The organism is Streptomyces lunaelactis, assembly GCF_003054555.1.
GTDB classification, from domain to species: Bacteria; Actinomycetota; Actinomycetes; order Streptomycetales; family Streptomycetaceae; genus Streptomyces; species Streptomyces lunaelactis.
Window position 1 is genome coordinate 25393 of the sequence record NZ_CP026304.1, and the last position, 16358, is coordinate 41750.

The following is a 16358-nucleotide window of genomic DNA, read 5'->3' on the forward strand; positions in this document are numbered from 1 at the left end:
CCTTCTGCTACGCGCTCATGCACGCCGGGCGGCCGCGCGGTCTGCGCCATTGCGGCGCTTACCAGCGGCGGCCGACTGCGTGGTAAGCGGACGTTGCTGTATTGAGACGCCGACCCGCCATGGTGGTAAGCGAGCCGGTAAGTGCCGTGACGACAGTGGACGCGAGGGCGCCGTGCCCCGCCGTGGTCCGCACCCCCTCCCCTGCCCAACGACGCGGCAATCAGCTGTCAGCCTCATCGAGGAGAGACTCATCCATGACCGAGCACGCCGCCATGCTCGAACGCCGACAGCGTGTGCCGGTGCGCGAGCAGGCCCTGGCCATCCTCTTTCAGCACCGTGCTGCCGACACGGGCCAGTTGAGACGGCTGATCGAGCCCCCTCCGCACCCTGAGACGATGCGGCAATGCCTCCGGGCCCTGCGCACTGCGCAGTTGGTGGTCTCGCACGATCGTGCGCATCACTCGAGCATCTGGTCGCTGACAGAGCAGGGACGAACCGCTGTGACATTGTGGCCACAGTTCAAGGGTGCCCGGCGCTATCGGGGCAGTGAGGCCGGGCTGCGCAGTGTGCACACCCTGACCGTGACGCGAGCGGCTCTCGCGTTCGTCGAGGATGGCCGGGCTCGCAGGGATGAGTGCTCGGCACTGGACTGGACTACTGAGGTTGCGCATCCGGTGCGCGACGGAGCCGCCGCCGGCGAGCGGACACTCATCGCGGATGCGCTGCTGCGCTACACCCGCACCGAGAACCGCTGTTTGCTGCGTGCGTTCGTCGAAGTCGACCGGACGACCGAGTCCAGTGAGCAGCTCGCCTCGAAGCTGATTACCTACGCGCGATTCCACGCCAGCCCTGCCGCCTCGCCCAGTCGGCGCCGTACCGCTGCATCCGGCGGTGTGGGGGTGCTCCCGCCGTGGCAGCTCAGCTATCCGGTCTTCCCCAGGCTGTTGTTCGTACTGACCGGGGCAGGACCGCTATGGCTTGGTCAGCGGATCGCGGATCTGCGGGCGATGGTCAGACAGCATCCCTTGGTGGGCCAGATGGCTGAAGCAGTGCCCCTGGGCGCTGCGGTGCTGGAGGACCTCGAGGAGCGAGGGGCGTCGGCGCCGGTGTGGACGCCGCTCGGCCACCGGCAGGGGCCGTGCAGTTGGATGGATCTCTGATGCGCAGCCGCGGCTGCGCATCCGAGTGATTCGCTGCGCTCTGTGCGCACGCTGCGCAGAGGTCGGGCTGTGCATGCGCGTTCGCAGCGCTGTTGGCTGACCGGTGCGCAGCCTTCGCTGCGCAGTTGTGCACCCTGCTTGGCTGGATCGACGACGCTGGTCGACTTCGCACAGGCGGGTTGACCATAGGGCGCCGGGTCTCGGTGTCACCGCCGCCGCCCCTTGGCCGGGTGCGCAGCCGGCTGACTCAGGCGACCCCGAGACTGCGCGTGGTAAGTGCCGCGACAGTCGCTTACCACGGGCAGTGGTCGCCGCCTCGCACGCTTACCACGAGGCCACAGGGTGCTTACCACAGCAGGCGTTATGAGCTTGTGACAGCCACCGGCACCTGGTGGAAAGCGGGGTGGTAAGGGGCTCGGCGAAGAGTGAGGGCAGATCCCACCGCCCCTCTTCGCCGCAAGGAGTCCCCATGTCCAGCCGCCTTCTCACGCGATCCGATCGGCGCCGACCGGCTGCCGATCCGGCTGCCGATGCTGGTGCGGCCGGTCATGCGCAGCGGCTGCCGCGTCACCGTATGGCGATGGTGCGCACCGTGGTGTGGGCGGCGGTTGCGGCCGGCCCTCTCGCGTTGGCCGTCTCGTGCGCAGGTCCCGATCCGGTCGTGCGCATCCCGAAGGCGGCGGCTGCGCAGCCGTCGGGAAGTCGGCTGTTGCAGGCGGATCCGTCCGGGTACGCAGAGGTGGCTGTGGCGCTGTGGCTGCGCAGTGGCAACCGGCAGGACCCCGCAGCCGCGGCTGCGTTGCTCACGATGGCGCCGTCGGTGGAGTCGCCGGTGTGGAGCAAGGACGTCCCGAAAGTTGAGCGGGTCACGGCGGTAGGCACCGCGCGACTGCGCAACTCGACCTGGTCGGTGACCGTCGGGGTGCAGTTCGCGGGTGGTGGAGTGCGGTACTTCGCCGTGCCGATGACGTTCGACGGCGGCGATCGGGCTGCCGGATCCCAGCCGGGACTGGTGGTTACTTCGGCGCCGGCCGAGGTGGCCGGGCCGCGCAGACTCAAGGCGCCGACGTCCGTATACGGGAGCGAGGTGCCCACGGAGTCGCCGCTTGCGGTCACGGTGGGCGAGTTCCTCGCCGCGTACGCGGGCGGGAGTGGCAGCGCGGACCGGTACCTGGCCCCTGGGGTGGATCTGCCATCCCTGGTTCCCGCTCCGTACCGGCAGGTGCGGATGGACCGGTTGAGCGCCGACGAGTCCGGGGACGGAGGCGTCCGCAAGGACGGCTCCACAGTGCGGGTCCAGGCCCGGGTGACCGCGCGCGATGCGGCCGGCGGCCTGTGGCCGCTGGCCTACGCGCTGCGCCTCACCGCCCGTGCGGGCCGCTGGGAGGTGACCGGACTGGAGTCCGGCAGCACGGCTACGAAGCCATCACCAGCGAGCGCCGCCGTGCCGTCCTCGGCCGCGCGGTCCGCTGGTCTGCCCATGACGACCGTGCAGGAGATCCGGTGAATGTGATGCTTGCCGCCGAGCTCGAGCAGATGGGTGACCACCTTCTCGGAATGGGCACTTCCTGGGGCGACAAAGGTTTCCGCCTGGCCCTGTTGATCATCGTCATCGTCACCTTGATGCGGAAGTTCTCGTTCAAGGCCGGTTTGGGTGCGCTGATCGGCCTGGTGCTGTGTCTGGGGATCTACAACTCCCGCACCGAGCTGTCCGGATTCTTCAAGAACGAAATCACCAGCGTGGACAGCACCCCACAGGGCCTCGGCGAACCAGGGGCAATTCGGCCCGACCGGGCTGGTGGGCTCTCATGAGCGCGGAGAGCGCGCGGCCGCGCATCGGCCGTACCTACACGCGCGCGCGGCGTCACCCGTGGGTCCTGGGCAAGATCGGTGACTGGACGCTGCCGCTGGGGCCCTACACCCCTGCGCAGCTCGTCATCGGCGCTGGCGGCGCGTTCGTCCTCATCCGCACCTTCTCGTGGTGGTCCTGGATGGGCCCACTTCCCGTTGTTGCGTGGGGCGTTGCCGTGTGGGCGGCACGCGGCACCATCGCCGGCCGCTCGCCCCTGAATGCGGCACTGGACTGGATGTCGTTCGTGCTGCAGCCCGCCGGCGGGCGGATCGGCGGACGTGCTGCGCGCGAGCCGCGAGGTCGGCTGATGGTTGGCGGGTTCGTCATCGAGGAGACCGCAGCCGCTCCCCCCAACCCTGTTCCCTCCGCCGCGCAGGTCCGCCCCGCCAGTCATCTTCGCCCGACCACGGTTGGTCGGCAGCCGTCCCGGACACGCACGACGGAGCCGGAACCGGCGGTGCCGGTGCCGACGCCGATGCAGCAGATGCTCCGAGCTCGGCAGGGGGTGTCGTCATGAGAGTGGCGATCCGTCACATCGTCGACCACCTGGTGTGGTCCACGTCAGGTCAGGTGTGGGCGATCTGGCGTGTGGAGCCGGACGGCTCTCGCTATATGGGCGAGCGCAAGCGCTCGGAGATCCTCGCTCGGGTCACCAACCTGGCCCGGTCCCTGCCCTCGTCCGCCCGCGTGTACGGGCTGTGTGCGCAGCTCGACCCGGGCGAGATCGTGGCCCGCTCTGTGGCCGGGGTCGACCTGCAGGGGCGGCCGCACTGGAGGCAGGTCGCCGAGGCGCAGCTGGAGTTGCTGGCCGGTGCGGATCTGATGTCGCCCTTGGAGATGCATCAGCGCAGCTGGTGGCTTGCAGTCCCGCTGGAGGTATCGGGCGCGCGCGGGGAGATATCGGCGAGCGCCGGATCGGCGTGGGCGGAGTTCTCCTCGCTACTCGGGCTCAAGGCCGCGCCGGTGCCGGCGCACGAGGTCGCCGATGCCCAGGTCCGTGCCCGGCAGCTGGTGGCCGAGCTCGGTGGCGGGCACGGGCTGCGCCCGGCGCGTCCGGCGGAGATCGTGTGGATGCATCAGCACGCCATCGCCCGCGGGACCGGATCCGGGCCGCTGCTGGCCGAGGCCGCCGCGTCAGTTCTGTATGCGGGCGCGGTGACGCGGGGGCAGTTGCGCTCACCGTCCTACGCGGATCTGGGGCAGGTGCGGCTGTTGGAGGCCGGGCGGGACCTGGCCGCTGCGGAGAAGAAGCCGCGGAGCCGGCGCGCGAAGTGGGGTCTGGCCGGGTCGCCGGTCGCCAGGCGGTGGGTTCAGGTCGAGTCCGAGTACGGCACTGGCTACCAGGCGCAGCTCGCGGTGGCGGAGATGCCGCGCACGGTGCTGGCCGAGGATGCGGGGTTCCTCGCCCATCTGGAACAGCTGCCGTTTCCGGTGGACTGGGCCACCGACCTTCGCCTGGTGCCGGCGGAGAAGGTGGTTCGCGAGATCACGAAGAAGAAGCGTGAACTGGTCGACCAGGCCGACCAGTACGCGGCCCAGCACGCCACCGGGCTGCCATCCGAGTTGCACGATGCGGCGGACGATCTCGGCGACATGTCCGCACGTGCCGCGCGTGCCAAGGGCGTCGAGGTCGAGGTCCAGTCGGTGACCGTGCTCACCGTGTGGGGGCCCACCCCGCAGGAGTGCGACCGTCGGGCCCGCACTCTGGCCACCGTCCTGCGCGGCGCCAACTACCGGCTGATCCGGCCCGGCGGCGGGCAGACCGATCTCCTCACCCTCACCCTCCCCGCGACGAATGCGCCGCAGCAGGTGCGCCAGTACACGCAGAACCAGCTGTCCGAGGACTGGGCGATGAACGGGGCCTTCACCGGCAGCCGGTTCGGCGACGGCCGCGGCCAGATGGTCGGGGTGAGCCTGGATGCCGGAACGATCCAGCCGGTCCTGCTGGACATCGCGAACGCCCCGCTGCAGTCCGCGTCCGCTTCCTTCGGCGTCGCGGGTGAGCTCGGGGCAGGCAAGAGCGTGCTGCTGAAGCTGATCACCAGTGGCGTGGTGGACCGCGGCGGCCGCGCCATCGTCATCGACCGCACCCCCATGCGGGAATGGGCAGTCTTTGCCGAGAGCGCCGCGAAGGGGCGCTGCCAGGTCGTGGACGCGGCGGAGGCCGAGCTCTCCATCGACCCACTGCGGATCTTCCCGGCCGCTCTGGGAGCGCACTACGCCCTGTCGTACCTGACCCTGCAGCTGGGCATCGGTCCGATGACACGGGAAGGCGCAGTGCTCAAGAAGGCGGTGCGGCAGGCCGCCGACGCAGATTTCCCCTGCATGGCGCAGGTGATCTGTGCGCTCGAGGAGATGGCCGGTGGCGAGGACGGCCCGCGCACCCAGGACGCGGCGACCCTGTGCGATTTGCTGCACGTAGTGTCCGACGATCCGCTCGCCGCCAGCGTCTTCGACCCTGAACTGCCCACCATCAGCATGGAGGGCCACCTCGGCTCCGACTTCGTCGTCATCACCACGGCAGGGCTGACCCTGCCCCCGCGCGAGGCGGTCACCCGGCCCGAACTGCTGCGCACCCAACCCCTCGAAGCACTCATCGGCCGTGCCGTCCTCTACCTGATCGCTGCACTGGCACGGCAGACCGCGTTCACCGATCTGGACCGGTTCTGCCTGATCACCGTCGACGAGTGCTACTGGCTGACCACCTCCGCCGAGGGGCTGGCCCTGGTCCACGAAGTGGTGCACGACGGCCGCAAGCACCGTGCCGGCATCGGGATGGGCGGCCACGACGTATCCGAGCTCGGGGACGAAGTCATCCGGGGACTGCTCGCCTACCGGTTCCTGTCCCGCACCACCGACCCGGTGCTGGCCGCCCGCGGCCTGAGCTTCCTCGGCCTGCCCAGTGATGACGAGGCGCTGCTGCAGGTCGTCACCACAGAGCTGTCACCGGTCGGGTCCAAGGACCGCGCCGGCGAAATGCTCGCCCGCGATCCGCGCCTGAATGTCGGCCGCCTGCAGGTCCACGTGCCGGAGTTGCCCCGCCTCAAGGACGGCATCTTCACCACACCCGGCCAGGGCAAGAAGCGCCAGGCCCCCAGCGCCGAACGCATCAACGAGGCGCCGCCCGCCCGGACAACGGACACCGCTCCGGGAGCGTTCGCCCTCACCACGACGGGGAGTTCCCGATGAACCTCACCAGTCCCTACGCCCCCGGCCTAACCAATCCCCGCTCCAGCGGCCGGACTCTGCGCCGCCTCGCCGTCCTGATGCTTGCTGCCGTGGTGGTGATCGCGTTCTGGCTGATCGGCGACGCCCTGGCAGCGCGGACCACCAACGAGGATCCGTGCGATCTCGTGATCGGAGCGGCCAGGGAGTACTGCCACTCCCCCACCCCGGCCGCATCGGCACCGGGCACCGCCGACGGCGCAGGAGGTGCGCGATGACTGGCCGACGGGTGCGACTTGGCCGCGCCGGCATCGTGGTCGCCCTCACCGCAGGACTGGTGCTCCTCGGCTCGAGTGGCGCGTACGCCGCCGACAGCGACGACCCGGCCGGCGTCCTAGGCCCGCTGAATGTGAAGACGTCCGAAGGCGTGCGCCTGGAGCAATACGAGCTGACCGGCGGCGGCGACGGGCCGATCGACACGGTCCTGAGGTTCATCCTGTCCGGGATCTTCGCCCTGTCGCGGACCCTGGTCGGCTTTGCGTGCTGGCTCGTCGACTGGGCCTACCAGTTCCCCATCATCGACAAGCTCGCAGGCCCGGCGCAACGCGTCTCGGACGCCTACCAGGATCAAGTCGTCACCCCCCTCGGCATCGCCCCCCTCTTCCTGGGCTGGGCGTTCATCTTCGGGCTGATCATGGTGATGCGCGGGAAGGTGGCCCGCGGTTTCGGCGAAATCACCCTCACTCTGCTGATCGCCGCGATCGCCGCCACCTCAGTGGTCCGCCCCGACGTGCTTCTGGGACCCGAAGGGCCGCTGCAGCAGACGCAGCGGGCGGCGCTCGAAGTCGCGACGATCACCTCCAACCGGGGGAGCGCCAAACCCCCGGGCACCGATCCCTGCGACCTGATCACGGGCCCTGCGCAGGCTGCCTGCCAACAGAACGCCGCAGCGCAGAAGCCGAAGGAGAAGAAGCCGGACCGCACCAAGGAGTGCGCGGCGATCGTCGGCCCTGCCCGCGACCCTTGCCTGTCCGGCGAGCGGGTCCTGGTCGCCGGCGACGTGTCCCGGCCCATCACCAAGACCCTGACCCGCACCCTCGTCGTCCAGCCGTACATGCTCCTGCAGTACGGGCGGATCATCGAAGCCGACGACCCGCTGTACAAGGCGCACCAGAAGAGCCTCAGCCTGGGGGAACAGCTCCCCAAGGATGATCCCTGCCGTGAATATACGGGCACTGCCGGTCGCTTCTGCGTGGGCAACGACGGCTACTCCGAGTTTGATCTGGAGCACGGCAAGGCCCGTAAGAAGGTGCTCGAGGAAGCCGGTGACGACGGCAAGGTTGCCGCCCAGTACATGAACAACGTGACGTGGCCGCGGGTGCTGGGGGCTCTGCTCGTGCTGGTCGCCTCGGTCATCATCGTCGCGATCGTCCTGACGATGGTGCTGAGTCTGCTGGCCGCCCAACTCGGCTGCGTGGCCGCGGCCGTGGCCGGGTGCGTGGTGTTCGCGTGGGCGATGCTGCCCGGCCCGAACCGGGCTGTGCTGTGGAAGTGGGTCGGCATGTTCGCCGCCGCCACCGTCGTCCTGTTCGGGACTGCTGTGTTCCTCCCGGCGTTCGGGGTGGCCGCAGACGAACTCCTCAGCGACAGCAACTCCCCGATGCTGGAGCGGCTGCTGCTGCTGGACGGTTTGGCGTTCGCGGGGCTGGCCCTGCACCGCCGGATGCTGCGCAGCGGCGGCAGTATCGGCCAGCGGTTCGCCGAGCGCATGCGGTTCGCGCGCGTTGGCGGCAGCCACCTGATGGGCGAGAACGCCGCCGCCACCGGCATGGCACTCGCCTCGCTGGGGGTGGGCCGCGGCGGCGACGGACTGACCGCGGGCGGGCTGCCCGGGCACGCCGTACTGAACGGCCGGCGGGCCTCTTTCGCTGCGAACCTGAACGCTTTGGGTGACAGCACGGGCATGCCCGGCCACCCGGCCGGCCTCATTGGCGATGCTGTCGCCGAAGGCCGCCGAGGGCTTGCACCGGTGATGCTCGGCCTCAACGGGGCCCGGCACGTGTGGACCGGCACGCCCCCCGACCAGCAGCAGCCCGGCCCGGACGGACAGCCCGGAACGCAGGGGCGCGGGCAGCCCAATGGGCTCGTGATCGACGGCAGCACCGGCGAAATCATCAGCGACCCCAGCCAAGGCCCTACCCCGGTCGGGACCCGCCTCGAGCAGCGGCTGCGCCGCACCCGTGGCGGCCGCGTCCTGAACACCGCCGGGAAGGTCGCGTTCCACTCCACCGTCGGCCTCCCCGCGACCTGGACCAGGGCCCGCCGGGCGAAGTCCGCGCTCACCGGGCAGATGAAGTCCCAGCTCACCCACTACGACCGGACGACCGCATCGTGGCTGCGTGATTCCCACGCCGGTGCCCGAGACCTGTCCACGCCGGCGCGGCGCGGCTATGAGTCGGTGGCCCGGCCGCTGCGCGAGGCCAACCGGCTGCGCCTGTGGAGCGAGGCCCGGCCGCGGCCGGAAGGAGAGGAGACATGAAGCGGGCCGGATGCCTGATCGTGCTGCTGGCCGTGCTGGCGGTGCCTCTGATGGTGCTGTTCGCCGCCGAACGCACCCCCACCCTGCCGGACATGACCGCTGTCGCCGACGTCTCCGACATCCCGGCCCGGATGCTCAGCGCCTACCAGAACGCCGCAGACCTCACCCCCCGTGAAGCGCCGAAGTGCCGCGGCATGGCGTGGCCCGTCCTGGCTGGCATCGCTCGCATCGAGTCCAACCATGCAGGCGGCCGCACCGTGGCCGCCAACGGCGACATCAGCCCGCACATCCTGGGCCCGGTCCTCAACGGATCCGGGGCCGGTGGCAACACCACCGCCTTCACCGACACCGACAACGGCGCCCTGGACGGCGACGCCCGGTATGAACGGGCCGTCGGACCGTTCCAGTTCATACCCGCCACCTGGCGCTCCTCGGGCCGGGACGGCAACGGCGACGGCAGCTCCAATCCGCACAACGCCGACGACGCCGCCCTCGGCGCGGCCGTGTACCTGTGCGGCGACGGCCGCAACCTTGCCGACCGCAAGCAGCTGGAAGGGGCCGTGTTCGCGTACAACCACTCCGACGCGTACGTGAATGACGTGCTCGCGCACATCGACCGGTACGCCGCCCTCGGCAGCGGATCGATCTCGCTGGACGGCAGCGCCAGCGGCGATGCTCGCCTAGTCATCGCCGCGGCCTTGGCCGAGGAGGGCACTGCGTATTCGTGGGGCGGTGGCGGGGCGAAGGGCCCCACCGTGGGCATCTGCTGCTCGCCGGGCGGGAAGTCCGGGGCCAGCACCGTCGGCTACGACTGCTCCGGGCTCACCACCTACGCCTTCGCCAAGATCGGCATCAGCCTGCCGCGGACGGCCGCCGCCCAGGCCGGCGTCGGCGAGCGGATCCCTGCCAGCCAGGGGGTTGCCGCCCTGCAGCCGGGTGATCTTGTGTTCTTCGGCTACACACCGGGACGGGACAGCACGATCTACCACGTCGGCATCTACCTCGGCTCCGGGCAGATGGTCAACTCCCCCCGCCCTGGAACCTCGGTGCGCACCGAGCCGGTGTGGCAGGACGGATTCGCCGGAGGCGCACGGCTGACATGACTCCCTCCCGCGTCACCACCAGACCCATCCGCGCACTGCTCGCGGCCGCCCTCATCCTGACCGTCGCCGGCGCGCTGCTCCTATGGCCCACCGCCGCCCGTCCACTCAGCGCACAGCCGTCACCGGCCTCAGGCACCAGCCCGACCGCGGCTCCCCCCTCGACGGCACGGCAGACGCCGACGGACTCCCGGACGACAGCCGTGCCCGCACCTGCCTTTCCGGTGACACCCGCTACGGCCACTCCACCTGCCGGACGCCTCGACACCGCGCCGATTCCCGGCGACGGACGCTCTGGTGACGCAGCGGTGCAGCAGATGCTCACCCGATCCTGGCCCGCCGACCTTGCCCCTGCCCTGGAGCGGCAGTTGGTCCGCGACGCCTCCCGCATCTGGCGCGCCGATGTCACCGGCGCAGACCGCGACAAGTGGCCCCGCTACTTCTCCCACAACCGGCCCGGACGTGCCGCCTTCACCCGCGTGCGTATCCAGGCCGGCATCGCCCGCGCCGACACCCCCGGACGCGCCCAAGTGCATCTGGTGTGGGCCGGAGCAGACCCCTCCGGCGAACTGCGCGACGGGCGCACCGCCGTCATCCGATTCTCTCGCGCCGACACTCGATGGGAGCCGATCCGTTGACCGTCCACGCCTCCGGCGAGATCGCCACCGTGTGGCAGATGGGCGCCGCGCTGGTCCGCATCGCACTCGGCGCTGCCTCCTTCGCGGGCGACCATCTGTTCCTCCTCACGGCCCTCACCACCCTGATCTACGGGGCTGCCGCGGCCGCGGTGCGGCAGCTCGCCAATCGGGGCAGTGATGGCCGGGTGCGCTTCAGGCTCACGCCCGGTGCCACCTTCGACCCTGACGAGGAACAGATCTGGCGCCAGGCCACGCTGCTGGCCCGCGCCGCCCGCTCCGGCAAGTGGTGGGTCCCGGCCCGCGCCCGCACCGTACGCGTCGTGCTGCGCGCTGATGGGACCCGGCCCCTCGACTACTTCCTCGAAGGGCCCCGCGCCTCCGCCCAGTTGCTGGCCGCCACCCCGTTCAAGCAGGTCACCGCATCGAAGACCGAGCAAAAGCGGGACAAGCGGCGGGAGTTCACCGTCCGCGCCGAGTTCACCCTGTCCGGCCCGCTCACGCGGACCCTGCGCGAGGTGCCGCTCCAGCCCGATCCGCTGCAGCCGCTCGTCGACGCCGTCGCCACGCTGCGGTCCGATCTCGGCGACCTTGCGGAAGTCTGCCTCGACCTGCAGCCCGTGGGCCGGTGGCAACTCAAACTCCGGCGGTGGCGGCTGCTCGCCGAGGCCCGCGAGCGCGCCCGCCGCACAGCCCGCAGGGAATCACGAGCCGCCCACGCGGACAGCGCGGACGCCGAGGGCTCGCTCCGCTACCAGCTCTCCGCACTACTCAACGGCGACACGAGCGGGAACCGGATGGTGCTCCCGGCCCAGCCGCGCCCGATCGACCGCGCCAAAACCTTGGGCAAACTGCACGAATCGGCTGGTCTGCTGCGGATTCAGCTGCTCGTGCGCTGCTCCTCCGACCACAAGGGCCGTGCCGAGGCCCGCCTGGCGCATCTGGCGGCCGCGTTCGACGTGTTCGCCGGCCCGGCACACCTGGGCCGCCGAGGCCTCAGCTTCGGGCCCTGGCGCATCGGCTCCGACCATCGAATCTACCGGCGCGCCTTTGACGAACGGTGGCAGCGAGCACAGATCCACGGCCCCGTCTCGTGGGTGCGGCCCCAAGAGATCGCCGGACTCCTCAAGCCGCCGACCGTGCACTGCCAGCTGCCAATCCTCGCCTCCGACCTGCCCCGCTACTCCCCCGGAGCGCCCGCCCTGATGCCGCAGGGATGGCACACCGGCCCTGACGGCACCGAGCGCCTGGTCGCCAGCACGCTGACGGAGACCAAGTTCTCCGTCCGCGTGGGCAAGTCCGGCTACGGCAAGACGGAGCAGGCGCTGGTACAGTTCGCCGCCCTGGCGCACGGCAATCCTGAGGTGGGCGGCCTGTTCGTCGACCCGCACGGAGACGGCCTTGCCGCCCTCGCCCCCTACCTCGCCCACCCGGAGATCATGGCCCGGCTGTTGTGCCTGGACCTGACAGGCCGCCACGGCGACCAGGCCCGCATGGGCACCTGGAATCCGCTCGGACTCGAACACGGCCAGGACCCCGGCAGCGTCGCCCAGGACGTCGTGGACACCTTCACCAAGGTCCTCGGCTGGACCGACGCCAGCCACCCCCGCGCCATGACCATCCTCGACAAGGCCGTCGAAGCCCTCGTTGCCGTCAACAACGCCGCGGTCCGGGCCGGCCGGCCCGATCAGCAGGCCACCTTGTTCCAGATCCCGACGCTGCTGACCAAACCAGCCTGGCGCAACGCCGTCGTCGCCGGCCTTGAGCCGAAGGCCGCCGAGTGGTGGCGAACTATCTACCCCACCTTCTCCGACGACGCGACCAGCCCTGTCCTCAACCCGCTGGAGCGCCTGTTCAAAAACCGCGTCACCCGGGCCCTGCTCGGCTCACCCACCAGCAGCTACAACATCCGCGAAGCCATGGACACCGGCAAGCTCGTGTGGATCAGCCCGTCCGCATCCGGACCCACCGACCGGCTCCTGATCTCTCTGCTGTTCCGTGACCTGTTCCGCGCCACCCTGGCACGGCGGGACATGCCCGCACAGCATCGCCGGGACTTCCACGCCTTCATCGACGAGCTGATCTCCGTGTCCGCGATGGCCGCCGAGATCCTCGCCGAGATGACCGAAGAGCTCCGCAAGTTCGGGCTGCGCCTGCACGCCATGACACAGCTCCTGCAACGGGTGCCGACAGCCGTACGGACGTCGCTGCTGCAGAACGCCTCAGTGCTCTCCTCCAGCGCCGGCTCCGTCGAAGCCACCGGCCTGGTGGCAACGGAATGGCACGGCCGCATCGACCCAGTGGGCATCTCGCACCTACCCCGCTTCCACCACTACGTCTCCCTCACCCACCACGGGCGCATGATCGGGCCCCTCCTCATCCGCAACCCGCACCTCGAGGAGGTGTTCGGCAACCTGGCCCGCCCCAACAAGACCCAGCTCCTGCGGCTGACAGCGGACACCAACCTCAGCGCCCGCCCTGTCGCCTACCTGTGCGGCGTAGCAGCCGAACACGACGCCGCCGTCGCCGAGTTCCTCAGACCCGCACGCAACACCCCACGCCCCGCGGGGCAGCAGCCACCCGCCGAGGGACCCATCGACCCCGAGTTCAGCTGACCCGCAACCCGGCGGGGGTCGACGCCAAGAACGCCCTGCACTGCGCCCGATTGTGCACATCGAAAGGCGATCGGCGTCAGACGGTGCACTCGTGCAATACCGCCAGGTCAACGGTGTCCCTACCGTGATCGCATCGACCATGCCGTGCACAGGCTGCCCCAGGCCGGCGGCCACAGGGGCCCAGCTCGGCACACGCCACACGGGGGAGGCACCGTGTCACGAGCAGTCCACCAGTCCCGGCGCGCCACGATCCGCGGGCGAAGCCGTGGGGCTGGCGTCGCCGTTGGGGTGTGCGCGGCCCTGCTGCTGTCCGGATGCAGTACTGACACTGATCCCGATCCCGGCGGCACCACTCCGGACACGTCGGCCGGCGCTGCCGCTTCCTCGACTGAGCCGGCAGCCGACGCGGATCCGCAGGCAGCGGCCAAGACGGCCGTGACCGCTGCCTACTTGGGCTACTGGGAGGAGAAGGTCGCCGCCTACTCCCGGGCCAGCGTCAAGGGGACCCGGCTCAAGACGTATGCGGTGGGTGAGGCGCTGGCCGCCACCGAACGTGAACTGGCGGCCCTGTCGAAGCAGGGCTATGTCGCCACAGGCAAACCGCGGACCACGCCCAAAGTCGCGTCGGTCAACACGAGCGGTCAGGTGCCGTCGGCGACGATCAGTGACTGTGTCGACGTCGCGGCGTGGACGCTGGTCGACGGCGCGAGCAAGAAGCCGATCACGCTGCCGAAGGAACGGCTGACGCGCTACGTCAGCCGGGTCACGGCGGAGCGCTGGGAAGGGCGTTGGGTGATCCTCAAGGCCACGCAGGAGAACCGCTCATGCTGAGCCTGCGGCTGATGGCCGCGGCGGCAGCATTCGTTGTCGGTTCGGTCGCCGGTGCGGGCACGGCGTGGGCCGACGGCGGCCCGGGACGTCCTGATGCGGATGCCAAGCCCTGCGACTTCGAGTCCTTCTGTGTCGGCGCGGGTACGCCCTACCAGCCCGGCGGCTCCGGTCAGAAGCCCGCCGGCGGCAGCGGTTCCGGCTCGAAGAAGCCGCCGGTGTGCACGGTGAACAAGATGGAGCCGCAGCCACCCGCGGGCAGCCAGTACTGGCAGGGCCACGACCCGAAAGACGGCGCCCTCTACATCCGCTCCTGCCGCCATTACATGGACTCGGGTGCCAGCGCGGTCTTCGGCGAGCTGGTATGGGGCGCGAATGGCGCACCGCCGGCCGCGGTGGATCCGGCGGTGCTGGCGCAGCAGGCCGTGGACAAGATGCTGCTGACCGGACCGGAGATCCAGCTTGCGCCCGGGGCGGGGAAGACCGGTCTGGTCGGGATGCCGGTGTGGATGTGGACCGAGGTCGGACCCACCACGTTCGGCCCGAACTCGGCATCTGCGACGGCCGGCGGAGTGACGGTCACCGCGACCGCGAAAGTTTCGAAGATCGTCTGGGTGATGGGGGACGGGACGTCGGTGACGTGCACCGGTCCGGGCACCGCGTACACGGCGTCGTACGGGAAGCGGACTTCGCCGACGTGCGGGCATGTCTACGCCCGCACCTCCGGATCCAGGCCGGGCAGCCAGTACACCGTCACCGCGACCTCAACCTGGGTCATCGACTGGCAGGTCACGGGATCGGGCGGCGGCGGCCAGCTGACGCAGACCCGCAACTCGCAGACGCAGGTCGCGATCGGGGAACTGCAGGCTGTGGGCCGGTAGCGCTGACATTGAGGAAGACATCCGTGAGGAAGACAGCAACTCCCCCACCGGCACCCGCCCGTGGCCCACAGCCGGGCCCCACCCTGCCCGCGGCCGCCGTGTCCTTCCAGTCGCGGCGGCGCCGGCCAGGGATGGCTGCCTTGGCTGTTGCCCTGATCGCGGCGGGCGGGGTGGGCGGATTCCTTGCCTGGCAGGAGACGGGCCAGCGCACGCCGGTCCTGGCGGTGGCGCGCGAGGTTGCGGCCGGGGATGTGATCGAGGACGCGGATCTCACCGACGCCGCGGTGTCCCTGGATCCGGCGCTCAAGCCGCTGGGCGCCGGCGAGCGGGACACGGTCGTCGGGAAGCGGGCGGCGGTCGCTCTCGTGCCCGGTGCGCTCCTCGCCCAGGGACAGGTCACCGACCGGGCGCTGGTGGAGAAGGGTGAGCAGCTGGTCGGGATCGGGCTCAAGACCTCGCAGCTCCCCGCTACCCAACTGTCGCCCGGCGACAAGGTGCTGGTGGTATTCACTCCCGCCGAGGGAGCGGAGAACACGGCTGGCACAGGCGCGCAGCCCCCAGCGGAGCCGAAGTCGGTAGCCGCCAGGGTGGTGCGCGTCGGCGAAAGGCAGCAGTCCACGGGCGAAGTGGTGGTGGACGTGGCGGTACCGGCGGCTGAGGGCCCGGGATTGGCGTCGCAGGCGGCGGGCGGCCGGGTGGCGCTGGTGGTCGATGCCGGAGGCGGTTCCTGATGGCCGTGATAGCCCTGGTGGGCCTGCCGGGCGCGCCGGGCGTGACGAGTACGGCGTTGGCGCTGCTGCGGACTTGGCCGCTTGGGGGTGGGTGGCGGCTGGTGCTGGCCGAGTGCGATCCGGACGGCGGCGCCATCCTGCCTGGCGCGCTGTCGGGACGCGTCCCGGCCGACCGGGGCCTGCCCAATCTCGCCGTCTCCTCCCGCACGCAGGAACTGGTCACCTCGTTCTGGACGCAGCTGATGGCCTTGACCGGCGAAGGAGACGGGGAGCGCAGCCGCCTGCTGCTGCCCGGGCTCACCGAACCGGGACAGGCCCCGAGCCTGGGCCCGGTGTGGAGTCAGCTCGCGGACCTGTTCGTCGCCATCGAGGAGCACCAGCACGACGTGCTCATCGACCTTGGCCGCGATGGCGCCTTCGGGCCCTCCAGCGTGCTGGCGAGGCGCGCGGACGCCGTCGTCGTGGTGGTCCGCGGAACGCTGCGGAGCGTGCACGCGGCCAAACCGCGCATCGCCATGCTCCGCGCTCTGCTGGACGGCGACCAGCGCAGCGGGACGGGCTCCGAAGCTCTGTCGGTCCTGCTCATTACCGAAGGCCCCTACGGCACCCGTGAGGTGGAGGAAGCACTCAACGTGCCAGTGATCGCCACACTCCCCCACCGGCCGAAGGAGGCCGCGGTCCTGTCCGACGGAGCGCCAGAAGACCGACGGTTCGCCGGCAGTGAATTGATGCGGGCCGCCCGCACGGCCGTGGACCCGATCCAGCGACACGTCTCCAAGCAGCGCGCCCGTATCGCCGCTCCGCTGCACCAGTGGCTGGGGGTGGTCGCCGATGCACGCTGAACCCGTCCAC

The 16358-nt window shown here is 70.6% G+C and carries 14 protein-coding genes; all 14 read left to right on the plus strand.

Annotation, left to right across the window (positions count from 1 at the left end):
- Positions 1-254 precede the first annotated feature (254 nt).
- The 14 genes from SLUN_RS00150 (at position 255) to SLUN_RS00215 (ending at position 16348) form a co-directional block, all read left to right on the plus strand.
- Positions 255-1160, plus strand: coding sequence for a replication-relaxation family protein (locus SLUN_RS00150; protein ID WP_108146610.1), 906 nt, complete (start codon positions 255-257; stop codon positions 1158-1160).
- 469 nt (positions 1161-1629) lie between these two features.
- Positions 1630-2667, plus strand: a complete 1038-nt coding sequence (locus tag SLUN_RS00155; RefSeq protein ID WP_108146611.1) for a conjugal transfer protein — start codon at positions 1630-1632, stop codon at positions 2665-2667.
- A complete protein-coding gene (locus SLUN_RS00160; protein ID WP_108146612.1) occupies positions 2664-2972 on the plus strand; it encodes a hypothetical protein in 309 nt (102 codons plus the stop codon). The genes SLUN_RS00155 and SLUN_RS00160 overlap by 4 nt, the downstream gene beginning before the upstream one ends.
- Positions 2969-3529: a hypothetical protein gene (locus tag SLUN_RS00165; protein ID WP_108146613.1), complete on the plus strand. Its 561-nt coding sequence runs from the start codon at positions 2969-2971 to the stop codon at positions 3527-3529. Before SLUN_RS00160 ends, SLUN_RS00165 begins: the two co-directional genes overlap by 4 nt.
- Positions 3526-6201 (plus strand): ATP-binding protein, encoded by a 2676-nt coding sequence (locus tag SLUN_RS00170; protein WP_108146614.1) that lies wholly within the window; start codon positions 3526-3528, stop codon positions 6199-6201. The genes SLUN_RS00165 and SLUN_RS00170 overlap by 4 nt, the downstream gene beginning before the upstream one ends.
- On the plus strand, positions 6198-6455 hold the full coding sequence (locus tag SLUN_RS00175) for a hypothetical protein (protein ID WP_108146615.1): 258 nt from the start codon (positions 6198-6200) through the stop codon (positions 6453-6455). The genes SLUN_RS00170 and SLUN_RS00175 overlap by 4 nt, the downstream gene beginning before the upstream one ends.
- Positions 6452-8716 (plus strand): hypothetical protein, encoded by a 2265-nt coding sequence (locus tag SLUN_RS00180; protein ID WP_159100077.1) that lies wholly within the window; start codon positions 6452-6454, stop codon positions 8714-8716. The genes SLUN_RS00175 and SLUN_RS00180 overlap by 4 nt, the downstream gene beginning before the upstream one ends.
- A complete protein-coding gene (locus SLUN_RS00185) occupies positions 8713-9819 on the plus strand; it encodes a C40 family peptidase (RefSeq protein ID WP_108146617.1) in 1107 nt (368 codons plus the stop codon). Before SLUN_RS00180 ends, SLUN_RS00185 begins: the two co-directional genes overlap by 4 nt.
- Positions 9816-10454 (plus strand): hypothetical protein, encoded by a 639-nt coding sequence (locus SLUN_RS39100; protein ID WP_159100078.1) that lies wholly within the window; start codon positions 9816-9818, stop codon positions 10452-10454. Before SLUN_RS00185 ends, SLUN_RS39100 begins: the two co-directional genes overlap by 4 nt.
- On the plus strand, positions 10451-13066 hold the full coding sequence (locus SLUN_RS00195; RefSeq protein WP_108146619.1) for a type IV secretory system conjugative DNA transfer family protein: 2616 nt from the start codon (positions 10451-10453) through the stop codon (positions 13064-13066). The genes SLUN_RS39100 and SLUN_RS00195 overlap by 4 nt, the downstream gene beginning before the upstream one ends.
- A gap of 213 nt (positions 13067-13279) precedes the next feature.
- Positions 13280-13897, plus strand: coding sequence for a hypothetical protein (locus SLUN_RS00200; protein ID WP_159100079.1), 618 nt, complete (start codon positions 13280-13282; stop codon positions 13895-13897).
- Complete coding sequence (locus SLUN_RS00205; protein WP_108146621.1) at positions 13891-14775, plus strand: ATP/GTP-binding protein; 885 nt, start codon at positions 13891-13893, stop codon at positions 14773-14775. Before SLUN_RS00200 ends, SLUN_RS00205 begins: the two co-directional genes overlap by 7 nt.
- Positions 14776-14906: 131 nt before the next feature.
- Entirely contained in the window at positions 14907-15506 is a 600-nt protein-coding gene (locus tag SLUN_RS00210) for an SAF domain-containing protein (RefSeq protein WP_175309990.1), read from the plus strand.
- On the plus strand, positions 15506-16348 hold the full coding sequence (locus SLUN_RS00215; protein ID WP_108146623.1) for a hypothetical protein: 843 nt from the start codon (positions 15506-15508) through the stop codon (positions 16346-16348). Before SLUN_RS00210 ends, SLUN_RS00215 begins: the two co-directional genes overlap by 1 nt.
- The last annotated feature ends 10 nt before the right edge of the window (positions 16349-16358 follow it).